Genomic DNA, 17465 nt, shown 5'->3' with positions numbered 1-17465 from the left:
AAGGCGGTCGGCTCGCCCTGCGCCGCGTCTGGCACTTGCCGCAGCGAAGAGGCGGTCTTGACCATGGGGTCGGTGCGGGAGAAGTGCGCGCGGCCGTTGGCCGTCGAATCACGGCGGTCGGAGCGGACGACCGAGACCACGGCGGGGATCGGCCCGCACGGGTGCCCCATGCTCGTCAGCGACCGCGATCCTCCTCCCGGACACTCGCCGCCCCGGCCGCGCCTGCCTCCCGCATGGGCATCATCGACGCCCTGCGCGGCCTGGCGCTCCGCGGCGTCCTCGCGATCAACCGGGGTCCAGGCTTCGGTCTTCCGGCAATTCGTGTCGAGGCCGTCGACCGCTGGCGCGCAGGTCGTCGCGAGCCGGTGGAGGCTGCGGCATAACCGCGTCGGTCCGCTCGAATGGCCGTGGCGCACGCTCACCCGCGGGCGTAGCGCCGATCGATACAGATGGAGAAGATGAAACGAAGCGATGCGCCGTGTACCCGAAGCACACCAGGGCTAACAATCGTCGCTTCGAAAAGATCTCCGGCCGGTGGCGCTCCCAAGGGGACTCGAACCCCTGTTTTCGCCGTGAGAGGGCGACGTCCTAGACCGCTAGACGATGGGAGCTGGCCCGGCGGGATGGCGGCTGTATAGCCACGGGCCTGGACGGGCACAAGCCCGAAATCGTATCCCGGCTCCGTTTTCGGACGACGGGTCAGGAGAGATGGTTTGAGCGAGGCCGAGTTGCGGGAGGGAACGATCCCGCCGGGGGAGGGGAGCGAGCGGCTCGACCGGGCGCTGGCGCGGCTGTGGCCGGACCTGTCGCGCAGCCGCCTGCAGGCGCTGATCCGCGAGGGCCGGGTGACCCTGGAGGGAGCGCCCGCGGGCGATGCGTCCGCCAAGGTCGCGGGCGGCCAGCGCGTCGCCGTGACGGTGCCGGCGCCGCGCCCGGCCGAGCCGGAGCCGGAGGCCCGCGACCTCGCGGTCGTCTACGAGGACGACGACCTGATCGTGATCGACAAGCCGGCCGGGCTGGTGGTGCATCCGGGCGCCGGCAACGACAGCGGCACGCTGGTCAACGCGCTGCTCGCCCATTGCGGGTCGAGCCTGTCGGGGATCGGCGGCGTCGCGCGGCCGGGCATCGTCCACCGCCTCGACAAGGACACGACCGGCCTGATGGTGGTGGCCAAGACCGACCTCGCCCACCAGGACCTCTCGGCGCAATTCGCCGATCACGGCCGCACCGGGCCGCTGGAGCGGGCCTACCTCGCCCTGGTCTGGGGCGTGCCGGACCCGGCCGCCGGCACGATCGACGCGGCGCTCGCCCGCTCGGAGCGCAACCGCGAGAAGATCGCGGTGGTGCGCGAGGGCCGCGGCCGCCACGCCATCACCCATTACCGCACCGAGGGCGTGCTCGGGCGCCGGGAGCCGGTCGGCCTCGTGCGCTGCCGGCTCGAGACCGGGCGCACGCACCAGATCCGCGTGCATCTGGCGCATCGCGGCCATCCGCTGCTGGGGGATGCGGTCTACGGCGCGGCGTTCCGCACCAAGGCGAATCGACTCGAGCCGGAGGCGCGCCAGGCGCTCGACGCGCTCGGCCGCCAGGCCCTGCACGCGGCACTTCTCGGCTTTCGCCATCCGCGCAGCGGCGAATCCCTGGGCTTCGAGAGCCCGCCGCCGGCCGACATGGCCCGGCTGATCGCCGCCCTGACACCCTGACCCGGGATGAAACCCGCCGCCCCGACGTCCGATTGACGAAAGGGGCGGCTCGGGCTCACCCTGCGTCAGTGCGGCACCGCACGCGGCGAACCGCCACGGCAGCACAAAACGCCGCCTCACGCGTTGGTCGCGACACCCGTCGCTACCCGGCCGGACCGCTCTCTGCTAGGATCGCAGATCGAACGGCCGGCCAACGGGAGGTCGTTCGCGCTCGCCCAGTCTTCCGGGGAGCTTTCAGGAGGTTGGAATGGCTGCTGCACTTCCCGTGCTCGCCAACGAAGGGGGCCTGTCGCGCTACCTCGACGAGATCCGCCGGTTCCCGATGCTGGAGCCGACAGAGGAATACATGCTGGCCAAGAGCTGGCGTGAACACGGCGACCGCGACGCCGCCCATAAGCTCGTGACCTCCCACCTGCGGCTCGTGGCCAAGATCGCCATGGGCTATCGCGGCTACGGCCTGCCGATCGGCGAGGTGGTGTCCGAGGGCAATGTCGGCCTGATGCAGGCCGTCAAGCGCTTCGATCCCGACAAGGGCTTCCGCCTCGCCACCTACGCGATGTGGTGGATCAAGGCGGCGATTCAAGAATACATCCTGCGCTCGTGGTCGCTCGTGAAGATGGGTACGACCGCGAACCAGAAGAAGCTGTTCTTCAACCTGCGCAAGGCCAAGGGCCGCATCTCCGCCCTCGACGAGGGCGACCTGCGCCCCGATCAGGTCAAGCAGATCGCCACCCGCCTCGGGGTCCCCGAGCAGGACGTGATCGACATGAACCGCCGCCTCGGCGGCGACGCGTCGCTCAACGCCCCGCTGCGCGAGGAGGGCGAGGGCGAGTGGCAGGACTGGCTCGTCGACGACAGCCCGACCCAGGAGACCGTGCTCGCCCGCGAGCAGGAGGGGCAGAACCGCCTCGCCGCCCTCAAGGACGCGCTCGGCGTGCTCAACCCGCGCGAGCGCCGGATCTTCGAGGCCCGTCGGCTGGCCGACGACCCGATCACGCTGGAGGATCTCTCCAGCGAGTTCGGCGTCTCCCGCGAGCGGGTGCGGCAGATCGAGGTGCGGGCCTTCGAGAAGGTGCAGGACGCGGTCAAGCGCAACCTCGCCACCCGCGAGGCGCCGCGGGCGGGGGTGCCGGCCTGAGGGCCGGTACCCGATGATGACGATCGGCCTCATCCCATCGGCACGAAGGCCGACAGGCCGATCAGCACCAGGGGCATCGCCACCAGGGCGAGCACGGTCTGCACCGCGGTGATGCCGGCCATCAGGGCCGCGTCGCCACCGAGCTGGCGCGCCAGGATGTAGGCCGAGGAGGCCGTGGGCAGCACCTGGAACAGCAGGGCCGTGGTGAGCGCCGGCCCGTGCAGCCCGAGGAGCGACGCGACCAGCAGGGTCGCCGCCGGCATCGCCCCGAACTTCATCAGCGAGGCCGACGCGACCGGGCGCAGCCAAGCCCGGGCGCCGGCGAATTCCAGGGCCGCGCCGACGCAGAGCAGGCCGATCGGCAGCGAGGCGGCGCCGAGGGTGCGCAGGGCCGGCTCCAGCCCCGGGGGCAGGCCCCAGCCGAGGAGCTGGACCGCCATCCCGGCCAACGACGACACGATCAGCGGGTTGGTGGCGAGCTGCCGGGCGATCCCGCGGGGCGTCAGCCGCGCCGCACCGTGACGGGCGAAGACCAGCACGCACAGGATGTTGACCGTGGGCACGATCGCCGCGTTGCAGATCGCCGCGAGCGCGATGCCCTTCGCGCCGAACAGCCCGGCGGCCAGCGTGACGCCGACATAGTTGTTGAACCGCACGCTGCCCTGGAACACCGAGGTGAAGGCCGGCCCGTCGACCCGGACCAGCGGCCGGATCGCGACGACGAGGCTCGCGACGGCGAGGGTCGAGAGGATCAGGGTCAGGGCCAGCGCGCCGACCGGTACCGCCTCGACATGCGCGGTGGCGAGGCTGTGGAAGAACAGGCTCGGCAGCAGCACGAAATAGCCCAGCCGCTCGGCCTGCGGCCAGAACGGCTCGGCGAGGAAGCGACGGCGGCGCAAGGCGAAGCCGAGGGCGGTGAGGAGGACGATGGGGAGGAGGGCCAGCAGGACGGCGCTGGTCATGGAGCGGGTGTCAACGCGGAGCTGCCTTCGGGTGGGATGGACGGCCCGCCGAAGCCCTCGCCCCGGCCGAATCGCCGCGAGCGTAGCGTGCACGGACGCCCCGTCCCAGCCGGCCCGGCGGAGGGCGGCCATGTGTGGGCCGACTGATGCCGCCTCCCGGACATGACGTCCGGCCTTGGTGTCACGAGCCCGCGCGGCGCCCGAGCGAAGGCGAAATCCGCCTTGCGAAGAATCGGTCGGATTTCCGATGAGGCGAGATCGACGGGCCGCTCTCAAGGGCCGGAGCCGGCGCGCCCGCCGGCTCCGCCAGGTCAATGCGGCATCGCATTCTGAAGCGCGGCCTTGACGGCGCGCGTGATGGCGGCGATCTGATCCGCCGTCAGCCCGCCCGTGGGTGCGGCGCCCGGCATGACCGTGTTCGGGAAGGCCGAGCCCGCCGCCCCGTTCACGGTCACCATCGGCTTCAGGGCGGCCGGCGCGGTCGGCAGCCCGGCGCCGGTCCGCTGCGGATCACCCAAATTCAGCGGTTGGGCCGTCTGCTGGAGGATCTTGAACAGGTGGTCGACCCGGGCGGCGTTGCGCACGCTGAAGGTGGTTTGGAAATCCGAATTGTGCGCGAGGACCAGGGCGGCGAGCCCGGTCACGTGGGGGGCGGCCATCGACGTTCCGTCCCAGGCGACGAAGCCTCCGCCCGGCACGGACGAGACCACCGCCACGCCGGGGGCCGCGAGGCCGACCTCCGGGCCGAAGCAGCTGAAGCGCGGAAAGAACAATCCGTCCGGCTGACGTGCGATCGGCAGCGACGCGTGATAGCTGTCCGGCGGGAACTCGCCGAGCTTTCCGAGTGCCGACACCGCGAGCACGTGGGGTGAGCTTGCCGGATACATCACCGGGCTCGCGCTGTTGCCGGCCGCGACGATGCAGGCCACGCCCACCGACTTCGCCTTCGCGAGATACGGGTCGATCAACGTCCTGAGCTTCTGAACCGTGTCGGGGTCGCCGCCGATGCCGCCGAGGCTGAAATTGGCGACGTCGATGCGCTTGTCGATACAGTACTGGATCGCCTTGATCAGGTCGTCCGGTCGGCCCTCGGGCAGGATCCTGAGGGCATGCACCTCGGCGTCGGGAGCGAAGCCGCGGATGCCGGTCCCGTTGTTGCTGATGCCGCAGATGATCCCGGCGCAATGCGACCCGTGGCCGATCGAGTCCCGGGTCCAGCCCGTCTGATCGTTTTGCGGGAAATCGTAGCCCCTGCTGATCGTGCGCAGGTCGGGATGCGTGTTGTCGGCGCCCGAATCGACGATCGCGACCTTGACGCCCTGGCCCCGGAAGCTCGCATCGATCTTGTCGAGGCCCATGAGCGTCTGCCCCCAGCCGAACATGTCGGAGGTGGCGAGCCCGGGAAGGGTCGAGAGGAGGGATCGAACCCGCATGGCGTTCACGCCGTCCGGGATGAGCTGAGGATCCCTGATCAGCAAGTTCCAGTAATCGGAGGCCGGCTGGGCCAGGATGCCCTTGATGCTGCCCTGGGTCTCGCTGCTCAAGGCGAACGAGGCCCGACCATGGTCGTCGGTCACGGCCTGCGTGGTCTGGAACGTCCCGAAGACGGTCACCTCGGCATTGGCCAGGGGCCCCTGGTCGCCGGAGATCTCGATCGTGAACGTGAAGCGCGCACCGGCCGACCGGAGGACGGACGGGTCGACCGACATCGCCCCCACGAACGGCGAGGCGTCGGCCGGCAGGAGCGGCGCGTTCCTGGCGACGACGAGTTGCCCCACGTAACTGTCTTGCAATTGCTGGGCCTTCTCGTCCGGCATGCGGGCGACGATCACGGACGGCACCGGCGGCGCATACGCGTTCGCCATCGCGGAGAGGCCGGTCGGGATGATCTTGTCGAGGATCTGGACGTCGTCGCCGAGCTGGTCGGCCATCGCGGACAGTTGCAGGTTGGCGAGGGCCGACAGGCGGTTCGTCAGGTCGTTCGAGGTGTTTCCAAAGACGTTGAAATTCGACGCCGCCAGAGCGACCAGCGGGGACAGGGCCGGGAGCCCGAGCGGACTCGCCGCCTGGATGATCAGGTACTCGTCGTGCCGCGACGCGATCAGGGGCTTTGAGGCCTGAGGCTCGGAGGCCTGGGGCTCCGCGGTCGGGGACTCGGCGACGGGGGCCTTGCCGGCGGAGACGGCCGGCGTGGACGCTCCTGCGCCGGGGAGACCTGCGATGTCCCGCTCGACGGGCTTGGGATCGACCTTGGCCTCGCCTTTAGGGTCATCAAGGCTTGCTGCCGGCTTCGCCTCGGCCTCGGCCCGCTTGCGTTGGGGGGCGGCCCCTGCCTGTTGCGAGGCGTCGGCCGCGCGATCCTCGGCGCGATCCCCGGAAAGCCGGTCTCGCGTCTTGCGGTCGTCTTGCATGGACTCCTCCCGTTTGGAAATATCGTTTATTCAGGCGGTAGGGTTGGATTTGGAAGGATATTGCGTGGAAGCGGGTCGTTCGGGATGACGTCGATCTGATCCTGGAATTTTTGTTGAAGTTGCTGCGCTGCGTCTGGAGTTGCTGAAATCTTGAAGAGATCGACCTGCGCCGACGCTTCCGAGAGAAGACTGTCGTCTATGATCTCGATCTGAGGGTCGTTCTTGATGTCCGAGAGGACATTGTCGATGTTGGGGCTGCTTCCCGCCTCGTTCTTGACGTGGATCAGGAATTCTTTCTGATGATCTGCCGGTGACATGATGGTCGTTTCTCCTGTCGGTCATTTCCCTCGGCAGGCCTTGGTATGCGACGCCCGAGACGGTGCTCAGCGCTTCGCATCACGGAATGCTCGGGCCGGACAGGAGGGGGCCGCACGAGTGCGAAATGCAAGGTTGCGGCTCGCAGGGTTGAACCTTGCACGGTCTCGGCTGCGTGCTTCGTACGAGCCGCCGGAGCGCCCCCGGTGGAGCGGATATCGGTTCCGCCGGAGGCGGCGCGCCACGATCGAAGGCCGAGAGCAATGGCCGATGGCAGCGTGATCCTGCCGCGTTCCAGACCCATCTGGCCGTGGATCCGGTCGGACACGGTCTTTCGACGTCGTCAGGTCTCGGGCGCGCCCTCGCGACGCTGCACCGGGCCGGCCTCGCCCTGTCTGAACCGACTGCAGCCCGCGATCACCCGATCGCGGGCTGCAGCGCCCGGCATCATCGCGCCGCGTACAGGCTCGGCTGGGCCTGGAGGCTGCTGAGGATGAGCGGCACGGTGGTCTTGAGGACGTCGCCGAGGATCCGCCCGAAGTCGAACTGGGCTCCCAGCTGGGGCTGGGCACTGAGCGGAGATGGGCTGCTCATCGTGCTCTGGGCCCCGAGCTGCGGCTGGGCCTGGAGGCTGCTGAGGATGAGCGGCACGGTGGTCTTGAGAACGTCGCCGAGGATCCGCCCGAAGTCGAACTGGGCTCCCAGCTGGGGTTGGGCGCTGAGCGGAGATGGGCTGCTCATCGTGCTCTGGGCCCCGAGCTGCGGCTGGGCCTGGAGGCTGCTGAGGATGAGCGGCACGGTGGTCTTGAGAACGTCGCCGAGGATCCGCCCGAAGTCGAACTGGGCTCCCAGCTGGGGTTGGGCGCTGAGCGGAGATGGGCTGCTCATCGTGCTCTGAGCCCCCATCGTGCTCTGGGCCCCGAGCTGCGGCTGGGCCTGGAGGCTGCTGAGGATGAGCGGCACGGTGGTCCTGAGGACGTCACCGAGAATCTGCCCGATGTCGAACTGGGCTCCAAACTGGGGTTGGGCGCCGTTGCCGTATGTCGATTGAGCTTGCATCTGAAATCTCCCCTGATTGTATCGTTATGCTTTTGCGCAACAAGATATCAAAGTAAGGCGCATATTTTTTAATTTATCTATGTCGATTTATTATCGTATATGTAAACGACTGCGGTTCCGCCGATTGAAAATCGACAGTGGCGTCTTTCTCTGATACTTGCTCTACTATCGCCGTTAGGCATAATCAGTAAAGCACGATGCCTATAAATTTGCAAGCATATTTTCATTTTTATTTGCAGATAGGCAGCAAGACGGCATTTTTAACAATATTTATTGACGCAAATCCAAACACCTGAGCAGTAAGCGATGCATGAGAGGCTGGCGACGCGCCATGGTCCACGAAGGTCGCGGGCCGGCGGGGGACCGGAGTGGGGTCTTCGGAGCGCGTCCGAGCATCGCGCCGCAGCCTCGCTCGCGTGAGGGTCGGCGCTGCCCGATGATCCATCATGCAGGGATGCGATGACCTTTCAGCGGCCTTTGCCGACGCGATCATCCGTTCGGCCGCATGAACGAAGCGGAGCCGAGAGCTTGAGCGGAATTCGACCATGCAGGTCTGATCGAGCTTCGATGAGTCATTATGAGCCAAAATGTCGACACTTGACCAAAGGCAACCTTTGGCCGTTCGCATGACATGGACACTTTCCAATTTATCGTTAATTCATATTTAATGAAAATTTATAATATTTGATTGATTGTTGGGGCGGAGGATATCATGCGTGTATCCGATATGAAAATATCCTATAAAATCGCGAGTATTGTTGCGCTGATCGGCTTAGTGATCGGCGGATGTGTCTGGTACGCACAAGCGAAAATGACGAATATCGATGATGACTACAGTCTCTTCATCGTTCGGGAGGCTCGCGCCGTCGCGTCGGCCCGGCGCGCCAACCGCGTCATCTTCGAACTCAACTACTGGGTCTATCGTATCATCGCCGAGACGGACGGCGATCGGATGCAGGCCGCCGATGCGGGGTTCGAGGCCGCCTTGCCGAACATGAAGGCGGTGCTCGCCGATCTGCGCACCGAGGCTCCCGCCTTCACGGCCCGGATCGACGCGCAGACCGCCCTCGTCGATCGCTTCGTCCGGGACGTGTCCGAGGTCCGCCGCCTCGGATCCGGCAACCATAACGCCGAAGCCATCGACCTCGTGCACCGAAGCATCGATCCGACCTTCACGGCCATGGTCGACGAGGGCTCGCGGCTGGCCGAGGACATCCGCGGCTACATGGAGAAGGGTTCCGACGACCTGACCGGCCAGACCAATGCCACCCGGTACAGCCTGATCGGCTTCAGCGCCGCGGGCATGCTGGCCGGGCTGGTCGTGGCGGTCCTCCTCGCGGTTCTTGGCATCACGCGCCCGCTCGGCCGCCTGGTCTCGGTGCTGCAGCGCATGGCCGACGGCGACATCGACGCGCAGATCAAGGAGGCGCGGCGCGGCGACGAGATCGGCACCGTCGGCCGCGCCGTCGAGGGCATCAAGGCCATGGTGGCCCGGAAAGCCGCCGAAGAGGCCGAGATCCGGCGCATCGCCGACGAGGCGGCCGCGGGCGAGCGCAGGCGCACGATGATCGAGCTGGCCGACGGGTTCGAGCGGGCGGTCGGCGGCATCGTCGGCATCGTCTCTTCCTCGGCCACCGAGCTTCAGGCGACGGCCGCGCAACTGACCGCGACGGCGTCCGAGACGGCATCGCAATCGACCACGGTCGCGGCGGCGGCGGAGGACGCGGCCGCCAATGTCGGCACGGTGGCCGCCGCCGCCGAGGAACTGGGGGCCGCCGTGCAGGAGATCGGCCGGCAGGTTGCCGGCTCGGCCGGCCTGGCCCGGGCCGCCGTCACCGAGGCCGACCAGACCTCGCGGCTGGTGCAGGAACTCTCCCAGGCCGCCGAGCAGATCGGCGCGATGGTCGGGATGATCTCGACCATCGCCGGCCAGACCAACCTGCTGGCGCTCAACGCCACGATCGAGGCGGCCCGGGCCGGGTCCGCGGGCCGCGGCTTCGCCGTGGTGGCGACCGAGGTGAAGGAGCTCGCCTCCCAGACCGCCAGGGCCACCGAGGAGATCGGCCAGCGCATCGGCCAGGTCCAGGGCGTGACCGGCCAGGCGGTCGACGCCATCGAGGCCATCACCGGGCGGATCCAGCAGTTCAACGGCGTCGCGGCGTCCATCGCCTCGGCGGTGGAGCAGCAGGGCGCGGCGACCCAGGAAATCGTCCGCAACGTGGCCCAGGCCGCGAGCGGTGCCGCCGAGGTGACCGGCAACATCGCCGGGGTAGCGCGCGCCTCCGAGGATACGGGCGCGGCGGCGCACCAGGTGCTGGCCTCGGCCTCCGAGCTGTCGCGCCAGTCCGAGCATCTCTCGGCCGAGGTCGTTCGCTTCCTCGCCACGGTCCGGGCGGCGTGAGCGATCCGCCGTCCGGACGATCGCGTCCGGACGGCGGTGTTTCAGCGGCTCACGGCTGCCACTGCTCGAACGCCTCGCGCAGCACCTTCTCCCCGGCATTCCCCTTCTCGAAGGTCAGGATCGCGCGGTTGCCGTTGGCGTAGCGGATCGGCAGGTCGATCCAGTTGCGCTTGAGCAGCAGGTCGGTGTTGCGCTCGATGTCGGCCTTCAGGTTCGAGAGGCCGATCAGGAACAGGTTGTCGCGCACCGGCACCGGCAGGCCGGAGACCGGCGAGCCGCGACCGGCCTCGTCGTCCTTGAACTGGATCAGGCCGACGTCGCGCACCGTGCGGTTCGGATCGGTCGAGGTGAAGGTGAGTTCGAGGATGTGCGAGGCCGGCAGGGTCGCATCGGTGTTGCGGCGCAGGACCATGGCGAGGCTCAGGCCCGCATCGGGCACGTCGACCGTGGCGCGCACCACGGTCTGGAGCGGCTGGCCCTGGCCGGCATTAACGGCGTCGAGCCGCCAGACCACCCGGGCCTGCGTCGCCTTCGGAGCCGAGCCCTGCGGGCCGTTCTCCTCATAGAGGGTGCCGCGCTGCGCCACCGCGATGTCGGGCGTCGGCGAGGGGCGCGGGGCGCTGCCTTGCGGTGCGGCGGCAGCGGGGGCCGGCGCGGGCGCGGGGGCCGGGGGCGTCCGGTCGCCGCCGACCCGGTCGGCGAATTTCGAATCCTGGTTCTCCGCCGGCCGGTTGGGCCCGTTCTCGGCGAAGCCCGTCGGCAGGGCGGCGGGGTTGTCGCGCAGGGACCAGGCGGTGACCGCGATGGCGCCGACCACCCCGGCCAGCACCGCCGCCACGATGCCGTTGCGCACGAGGCGCGAGCGGTCGCGCTTGGGCGCCACCACGTCGAGGCGCGGGCGCTGCGGAGCCGACAGGCCCGAATCCGGGCCCGCCGTCTCGTCAGCGGGCTCCGGGTTGCGCGGCCGCACCGGCGGCAGCTTCAGCTCGACCGGCGGGCCGGCCTCCGGCAGGGCGTCGGCATGGTGCGGAGCCGGCGCCTCTGGGGGCGGGGCGGAGGGGATCGGCTCGGAGCCGGGGGCGACCGCGCGGGGCAGGGCGGGCGGCATTGCCGGCTCGGGCGGCGTCGCGGCGGATGCCGGCGGCAAATCCTGGTCGCGGGGCGGGTCCTGGGCGAGGGGCGGCTCGGGGGGCGCCGGCTCCGCCTCGGGCAGGCCGCCGTTCTCGATCTCGAGCCGGGCGATCGCCCGGTCGAGGGAGACGCGCTCCGCCTCGATGTCGGCTTCCGACAGGGGCGGGTCGAGGGAGCGGAGCTGGCCGATCAGCGCCGCGCGGGCGCGCTCGTAGACCGTGTGCCGCAGGTCGGGCGAACGGTCGGGCAGGGCCTCGAGGGCGCGGGCGAGCAGGGGATAGTAATCGGCCATGGTCGCCGCATGCCTTGTCGTGCGGGGCGGCGGGCGTCAAGCTTCGCCCGCCGGGAACGCGACGAAGTCCGCTCAATCCTCGAAGGGGTTGTGGACCAGGATGGTGTCGTCCCGCTCGGGGGAGGTCGACAGGAGCGCCACCGGCGCACCGATCAGCTCCTCGATGCGGCGTACGTACTTGATCGCCTGGGCCGGCAGGTCGGCCCAGGAGCGGCCGCCCGCGGTGGTCTCGCTCCAGCCCTCGAAGGCCTCGTAGATCGGCTCGACCCGGGCCTGGTCGGCCTGGCTCGCCGGCAGGTGGTCGATCACGCGGCCGTCGAGGCGGTAGCCGGTGCAGATCTGGATCGTCTCGAACCCGTCGAGGATGTCGAGCTTGGTCAGTGCGATGCCGTCGATGCCCGAGGTCCGCACGGTCTGGCGCACCAGGGCGGCGTCGAACCAGCCGCAGCGGCGCTTGCGCCCGGTGACGACGCCGAATTCGCGGCCGCGCTCGCCGATGCGCTCGCCGATCGCGTCGGTGAGCTCCGTCGGGAACGGCCCCTCGCCGACCCGGGTGGTGTAGGCCTTGACGATGCCGAGCACGTAGCCGATCGCCCCCGGACCGAGGCCCGACCCGGTCGCGGCCTGCGCCGCCACGATGTTCGAGGACGTCACGTAGGGGTAGGTGCCGTGATCGACGTCGAGGAGCGCGCCCTGCGCGCCCTCGAACAGGATGCGCTTGCCGGAGCGGCGGGCATCGTCGAGGAGCGACCACACCGTGTCGGCATAGGGCAGGATCTTGGGCGCGATGGCGAGAAGCTCGGCCTTCAGCGCCGCGCCGTCGATCTCGTCGATGCCGAGGCCCCGGCGTAGGGCGTTGTGGTGGGCGAGCAGCCGCGAGATCTTGGCGTCGAGCATCTCGGCATCGGCGAGATCGACGACGCGGATCGCCCGGCGGCCGACCTTGTCCTCGTAGGCCGGACCGATGCCGCGCTTGGTGGTGCCGATCTTCAGGACCGCGTTCGAGGTCTCGCGGAAATGGTCGAGCTCGCGGTGCAGCGGCAGGATCAGCGTCGCGTTGTCGGCGATGCGCAGGTTCTCCGGCGTGATCGCCACGCCCTGCTGGCCGATCTTGGCGATCTCCTCGATGAGGTGCCAGGGATCGACCACCACACCGTTGCCGATGACCGAGAGCGTGCCGCCGCGCACCACGCCCGAGGGCAGCAGCGACAGCTTGTAGGTCACGCCGTCGATCACGAGGGTGTGGCCGGCATTGTGCCCGCCCTGGAAGCGCACCACGACGTCGGCCTGCTCGGAGAGCCAGTCGACGATCTTGCCCTTGCCCTCGTCGCCCCACTGGGCGCCCACGACGACGACGTTCGTCATATCACAAATACCCGTCCCTGCCCGCCGCGCGAAAAGCCCCGGCGCAGGAAGGCGCGGGGCTGATCGGCTGCGGATGGTGTCACGCGTGTGCGCTCTTCGGCGATCCCGGCCGGGAAATCAAGCGACGGCCGGAACAACCGCCCTGCGCCGCCTATTTGGCCTCGGTATTCGGGCCCTGGCCCGGCAGCTCGCCCGGCTTGATCACCGGGGTCGAGTTCGGGGTCGGATCCGGCGGCTTCACCGCCATGTCCGGGGTGCCGGTGGCCGGCGGCTTGATCACGCCGTCCGAGCGCTGGAGCTTGTCGCTGAGCGTCGAGCCGGTGGTATCGGTCTTGTCGGCATTCGAGGTCGCGTCGCCCGGCCGCACCTTCTCGGGGATGGTCTGGTTCAGGGGCGGCAGGTTCGGATCGCGGTCGCGCCCCTGCAGGGGCACCTCGGGCGACTGGGCGAGGGCGGCGGTCGTGCCGGCGACGATCGCCAGCACCGCCAGTCCGCCACGCATCAGCTTGGTCATGGGGTTTCTCCTGAGGATGGAGTCTCCTCAGGGAAACCGGGCCGGCACCCGTGGGTTCCGGCTCCGCTTGATGTCGGAGCTTCTTCAACCCGCCTTCGCCATATCGAGGTACAGCTCCCGCAGCCGCCGCGTCATCGGCCCGGGCTGGCCGCCGCCGACCCGCTTTCCGTCGATTTCGACCACCGGCATCACGAAGGCGGAGGCCGAGGTGAAGAACGCCTCGGAGGCCTGAAGCGCCTCCTCGATCGAGAAGGCGCGCTCCTCCACGGTCAGGCCGTTCTCCTCGGCGAGCCGCATCACCGCCCGGCGGGTGATGCCGGGAAGGAGCGCCGTGGAGAGCGGGCGGGTGACGATGCGGCCATCCTCGGTGATGATGAAGGCGGTCGAGGAGCCGCCCTCGGTGACGAGGCCGTCCTCGTGCATCCAGGCTTCCGCGACGCCGGCCGCCGCCGCCTGCTGCTTGGCCAGCACCTGGGCCAGCAGCGCCACCGACTTGATGTCCCGGCGCTTCCAGCGCAGGTCCTCGACGGAGATGACCTTGGCGCCGCGCTCGGCCAGCGGGTTCGCCGAAACGTTCTTGGCCTGGGTGAACATCACCACCGTCGGCGGCGTGCCCTCCGGCGGGAAGGCGAAGTCGCGTTCTGCGACGCCGCGGGTCACCTCCATGTAGACGAGGCCTTCCCGAAGGGCGTTGCGGGTGACCAGCTCCTCCTCGAGCCGCGTCCACTCGGCGATGGTGTGGGGATTGCGGATGCCGATCTCGGCCAAGGACCGGTCGAGGCGGGCGAGATGGGCCTCGTTGTCGACGAGGCGCCCGTTCAGCACCGCGCTCACCTCGTAGATCCCGTCGGCGAACAGGAACCCGCGGTCCATGATCGGGATCGTCGCCTCCTCGAAGGGCACGAAGCGGCCGTTGACGTAGACGATGCGGGACATGCGGGTCTTCCTCTCGCGGGGCCTCGGCGCGGCCGTGCAAGAACCGGTCGTCCTTGCAAGGGGGCGTTGAAGCACCAGCCGGCGCCCGGCCGCAAGCGCGATTCCGGCCGCCCCGCCTTGCATGGATCAGGCATGCGGGCCGCGCCCGCGGCGGTTGCGCAGGCCGGCGACCACGACCTATCGTCCGGTCGACACGAGAGGACACGACATGCGGCTCACCCCCGACGCGAAGGGCGTCTTCCCCATCGCCCCGACGCCGTTCCACCCGGACGGCCGCATCGACGAGGCCTCGGTCGACAGGATGACCGATTTCTACGGCGAGATCGGTGCCACCGGCCTCACCGTGCTCGGCATCATGGGCGAGGCGCCCAAGCTCGACGGGGCGGAGGCCGTGGCCCTGGCCTCGCGGGTGATCCGGCGCACCAAGCTCCCGGTCGTCATCGGCGTCTCGGCCCCGGGCTTCGCCGCCATGGGCTCGCTCACCCGCGCGGTGATGGATGCGGGCGCGGCCGCCGTGATGATCGCACCTCCGCCGTCCTTGCGCACCGACGACCAGATCGTCGGCTACTACGCCCAGGCCGCCGAGGTGATCGGGCCCGACGTGCCGTTCGTGATCCAGGATTATCCGCTCACCTTGAGCGTGGTGATGACGCCGGGCGTGATCCGCCGCATCGTTACCGACAACCCGAACTGCGTGATGCTCAAGCACGAGGACTGGCCGGGGCTGGAGAAGATCTCGGCGCTCCGGGCCTTCCAGCGCGACGGCTCGCTGCGGCCGCTCTCGATCCTGTGCGGCAATGGCGGCCTGTTCCTCGACTTCGAGTGCGAGCGCGGGGCCGACGGCGCCAATACCGGCTACGCCTTCCCGGAGATGCTGGTGGACGTGGTGCGCCTCTCGGCGGCCGGCGAGCGCGAGCGCGCCCACGACATCTTCGACGCCCACCTGCCGCTGCTGCGCTACGAGCAGCAGCCGGGCCTCGGCCTCGCGGTGCGCAAATACGTCTTGATGCGCCGCGGCATCCTGGCCTCGGATGCCCAGCGCAAGCCGGGGGCCGGATTGTCGGCGACGGCGAAGGCCGAGGTGGATTTCCTGCTGGAGCGGTTAGGCCGGCACGATCCGCGGGCGCGGGTGTGACGCCGGCCTTTCGTCCGTTCTGATCGAGAAAATCAGACCCTCCGCGTCGTCCCGGGCTCCACTTTCGCGGCCCCTGGATGACGCGGAGGGTTTTCGTTCGACCTCTAGGTATTTGAGGTCCGTCAACCCGCTCCCGTTCAGGCGGCGTCTTCCAGATGGATGCGCAGGACGAAGCCTGCAGCGGTCGCGATGTTGACCAGCGCGTCGAGCGAGAACTGGTCGAGCTTGCCGCGCATCAGGTCGTTGAGCCGCGGGCGGGTCAGGCCCAGGCGGGCCGCCGCCTGCTCCTGCGGCAGGTCCCAGCCCCGGATTAGCGCGCGGATCCGGAGCAGAAGGTCCGCGCGCGCGGTCATGTTCGCCGCCTCGGCCGGGACGTCGGCCAGCGCGTCGAAGACGTTCGCGAAGGTCTCAAGTGTCATCTCGTGCCTGCCAATCCCCGAAGTGCTTGGCCGCCAGTTCGATATCGGTGCGAGCCGTCTGATGAGACTTCTTCTGGAAGGCATGCAGCCCCGGCACGCGGTCCGGCAACGTCGCCAAGTAGATGATCCTGAAAGCTCCTGACATCTCCCTTCTGTACGGCTCGCAGCTCGACCCCGGCCTGGTAACGCGCCGCATCCGGAAAATGCTGCAGGACACTGCGGCTGTCGCCGAGGAAGGGAATCGGCTTCACGTCCCCCTGCGTATCCGAATCGATACAGATGCGCGAGGCCGACTCTCATCCCGCCGCTCGCATCTCCCCCTTCCCCCACTCCGCCTCCTCCGCCCGCCGCAACCGCGCCTCGCCTTCCGCGATGTAGTCCCGCGTCAGCGGCACCACGTCGTTGCGGCGGGTGAGCTGGAGCTGGAACACCACCGCGTCCTCGTGCCGGAACGCCGCCTCGGCGCTCGCCAGGTACCAGTCCCACATCCGGCAGAAGCGCTCGTCGTAGAGCGCGGCGGCCTCTTCGCGATGGGCTAGGAAGCGGGTGCGCCAGTCGCGCAGCGTCTCGGCATAGTGCAGGCGCAAGACCTCGACGTCGGCGAGCCTCAGCCCGGCGCGCTCGATCGCCGGCATCATCTCGGACAGGGTCGGCAGGTGGCCGCCGGGGAAGATGTAGCGGGTGATCCACGGGTTGGTCGGCCAGGGCACGCCGGTGCGGCCGATCGTGTGCAGCAGCATCACCCCGTCCTCGGCAAGGCGGTCATGGGCCGCGCGGAAGAACGCGTCGTAATGGGCCGAGCCGACATGCTCGAACATGCCGACGGAGACGATACGGTCGAACGTGCCGTGGAGGGTGCGGTAGTCTTCCAGCGCGAAGCGGACGGAGGCCGACAGGCCTCGCTCCGCCGCCCGCGCCTGTGCGATCCGGTGCTGCTCGGCCGAGAGGGTGATGCCGCGCACCGACGCGCAGCCCGCCACGCCGGCGAGGTAGAGGGCGAGCGCCCCCCAGCCGCAGCCGATATCGAGCACCCGCTGGCCCGGACCGGCCAGGAGCTTCGCTGCGATGTGGCGCATCTTGGCGCGTTGCGCCTCCTCCAGGCTCATTCCGGGCGTCGCGTAATAGGCGCAGGAATAGAGCCGGTCGGCATCGAGGAAGAGGGCATAGAGCCGGTCGTCGAGGTCGTAATGGCGCTCGACGTTGCGGCGCGAGCGCAGCAGCGTGTTGCGGCCGGCGATGCGGCGGCCGAGGCGGCGCAAGGCCGCCAGCGCCCGGATCTGGCGCAGGGACGGCTCGCCGTGGTTGCGTCCGAGCAGCACCGTCAGCAGCTCCGGCAGGCCGCCCGTCTCCAGGATCAGGCGCCCGTCGGTGTAGAGCTCGCCGAATTTCAGCTCGGGATCGAGGAGCAGCTCGCGCTCGGCGGCGGCGTCGGCGAAGCGGATCGCCGCCGCCGGGCCGTCGCCGTCCCCGGCCCGGAAGCGGCGGCCGCTGGCCGTGACCACCGTCAGGGTGCCGCTCAGGCCGCTGACGCCGAAAGCCGTCTCCAGCAGATGATCGAGGACCACGCCGCTACCCCGTGAGACACGAAGATGCTCCCCTGGTGTAGGAGGATGGTGAGCGGCGAAGGGGCGTCAAGTCCATCGAGCCGGCATGCATGGCGCGGGGCCCTGCATCGTTCGCAGAT

General features: G+C 69.3%; 16 protein-coding genes and 1 tRNA gene. 5 read left to right on the top strand and 12 right to left on the bottom strand.

Annotated features, from left to right (window positions below; translation table 11 throughout):
• Nucleotides 1-63: 63 nt before the first annotated feature.
• Nucleotides 64-462: a DUF418 domain-containing protein gene (locus G4G93_RS36660; RefSeq protein WP_395413602.1), complete on the top strand. Its 399-nt coding sequence runs from the start codon at nt 64-66 to the stop codon at nt 460-462.
• Nucleotides 463-535: 73 nt separating this feature from the next.
• On the opposite strand, the gene G4G93_RS00290 is transcribed toward G4G93_RS36660, so the two are convergent.
• A tRNA-Glu gene (locus tag G4G93_RS00290) sits at nt 536-611 on the bottom strand.
• Nucleotides 612-713: 102 nt separating this feature from the next.
• Here G4G93_RS00290 and G4G93_RS00285 point away from each other — a divergent pair.
• Nucleotides 714-1703, top strand: coding sequence for an RluA family pseudouridine synthase (locus G4G93_RS00285; protein ID WP_206289407.1), 990 nt, complete (start codon nt 714-716; stop codon nt 1701-1703).
• 247 nt (nt 1704-1950) lie between these two features.
• Complete coding sequence (gene rpoH / locus G4G93_RS00280; RefSeq protein ID WP_165080104.1) at nt 1951-2841, top strand: RNA polymerase sigma factor RpoH; 891 nt, start codon at nt 1951-1953, stop codon at nt 2839-2841.
• Nucleotides 2842-2870: 29 nt separating this feature from the next.
• Here the strand turns inward: rpoH and G4G93_RS00275 are convergent, their stop codons facing one another.
• The 4 genes from G4G93_RS00275 to G4G93_RS00260 form a co-directional block, all read right to left on the bottom strand.
• Nucleotides 2871-3803, bottom strand: a complete 933-nt coding sequence (locus G4G93_RS00275; protein ID WP_165080102.1) for an AEC family transporter — start codon at nt 3801-3803, stop codon at nt 2871-2873.
• A 311-nt stretch (nt 3804-4114) separates the two neighbouring features.
• Complete coding sequence (locus G4G93_RS00270) at nt 4115-6214, bottom strand: S8 family serine peptidase (protein WP_165080100.1); 2100 nt, start codon at nt 6212-6214, stop codon at nt 4115-4117.
• Nucleotides 6215-6240: 26 nt separating this feature from the next.
• Nucleotides 6241-6531, bottom strand: a complete 291-nt coding sequence (locus tag G4G93_RS00265) for a hypothetical protein (RefSeq protein WP_165080098.1) — start codon at nt 6529-6531, stop codon at nt 6241-6243.
• Nucleotides 6532-6976: 445 nt separating this feature from the next.
• Nucleotides 6977-7588, bottom strand: coding sequence for a hypothetical protein (locus tag G4G93_RS00260; protein ID WP_165080096.1), 612 nt, complete (start codon nt 7586-7588; stop codon nt 6977-6979).
• Nucleotides 7589-8300: 712 nt separating this feature from the next.
• Here G4G93_RS00260 and G4G93_RS00255 point away from each other — a divergent pair.
• Nucleotides 8301-9989 carry a methyl-accepting chemotaxis protein gene (locus G4G93_RS00255; RefSeq protein WP_165080094.1) on the top strand — a complete coding sequence of 563 codons (1689 nt, stop codon included), beginning with the start codon at nt 8301-8303 and terminating at the stop codon, nt 9987-9989.
• 49 nt (nt 9990-10038) lie between these two features.
• Here the strand turns inward: G4G93_RS00255 and G4G93_RS00250 are convergent, their stop codons facing one another.
• From G4G93_RS00250 to G4G93_RS00235, 4 genes are all read right to left on the bottom strand, one after another.
• Nucleotides 10039-11412: a histidine kinase gene (locus G4G93_RS00250; RefSeq protein WP_165080092.1), complete on the bottom strand. Its 1374-nt coding sequence runs from the start codon at nt 11410-11412 to the stop codon at nt 10039-10041.
• Between the two features lie 72 nt (nt 11413-11484).
• The gene (locus tag G4G93_RS00245) at nt 11485-12777 is read right to left on the bottom strand and encodes an adenylosuccinate synthase (RefSeq protein WP_165080090.1); all 1293 of its coding nucleotides are present in this window, start codon (nt 12775-12777) and stop codon (nt 11485-11487) included.
• 151 nt (nt 12778-12928) lie between these two features.
• Nucleotides 12929-13291: a hypothetical protein gene (locus tag G4G93_RS00240; protein ID WP_165080088.1), complete on the bottom strand. Its 363-nt coding sequence runs from the start codon at nt 13289-13291 to the stop codon at nt 12929-12931.
• A gap of 84 nt (nt 13292-13375) precedes the next feature.
• A complete protein-coding gene (locus tag G4G93_RS00235; protein ID WP_165080085.1) occupies nt 13376-14227 on the bottom strand; it encodes a D-amino-acid transaminase in 852 nt (283 codons plus the stop codon).
• A gap of 208 nt (nt 14228-14435) precedes the next feature.
• On the opposite strand from G4G93_RS00235, the gene G4G93_RS00230 reads away from it, so the two are divergent.
• The gene (locus G4G93_RS00230; protein WP_165080083.1) at nt 14436-15362 is read left to right on the top strand and encodes a dihydrodipicolinate synthase family protein; all 927 of its coding nucleotides are present in this window, start codon (nt 14436-14438) and stop codon (nt 15360-15362) included.
• Between the two features lie 137 nt (nt 15363-15499).
• Here the strand turns inward: G4G93_RS00230 and G4G93_RS00225 are convergent, their stop codons facing one another.
• The 3 genes from G4G93_RS00225 to G4G93_RS00215 all read right to left on the bottom strand — a co-directional run bounded on the left by G4G93_RS00225 (nt 15500) and on the right by G4G93_RS00215 (nt 17346).
• Nucleotides 15500-15781, bottom strand: a complete 282-nt coding sequence (locus G4G93_RS00225; protein WP_165080081.1) for a helix-turn-helix domain-containing protein — start codon at nt 15779-15781, stop codon at nt 15500-15502.
• The gene (locus tag G4G93_RS36535) at nt 15771-15899 is read right to left on the bottom strand and encodes a hypothetical protein (RefSeq protein WP_312891580.1); all 129 of its coding nucleotides are present in this window, start codon (nt 15897-15899) and stop codon (nt 15771-15773) included. Before G4G93_RS36535 ends, G4G93_RS00225 begins: the two co-directional genes overlap by 11 nt.
• A gap of 178 nt (nt 15900-16077) precedes the next feature.
• Nucleotides 16078-17346: a cyclopropane-fatty-acyl-phospholipid synthase family protein gene (locus G4G93_RS00215; protein ID WP_165080079.1), complete on the bottom strand. Its 1269-nt coding sequence runs from the start codon at nt 17344-17346 to the stop codon at nt 16078-16080.
• Nucleotides 17347-17465 lie beyond the last annotated feature (119 nt).

This window comes from Methylobacterium sp. DB0501, from assembly GCF_011043735.1.
Classification (GTDB): Bacteria; Pseudomonadota; Alphaproteobacteria; order Rhizobiales; family Beijerinckiaceae; genus Methylobacterium; species Methylobacterium alsaeris.
The sequence above is the reverse complement of the archived record's forward strand: the minus strand, read 5'-3'. Positions and strand labels throughout refer to the sequence as shown.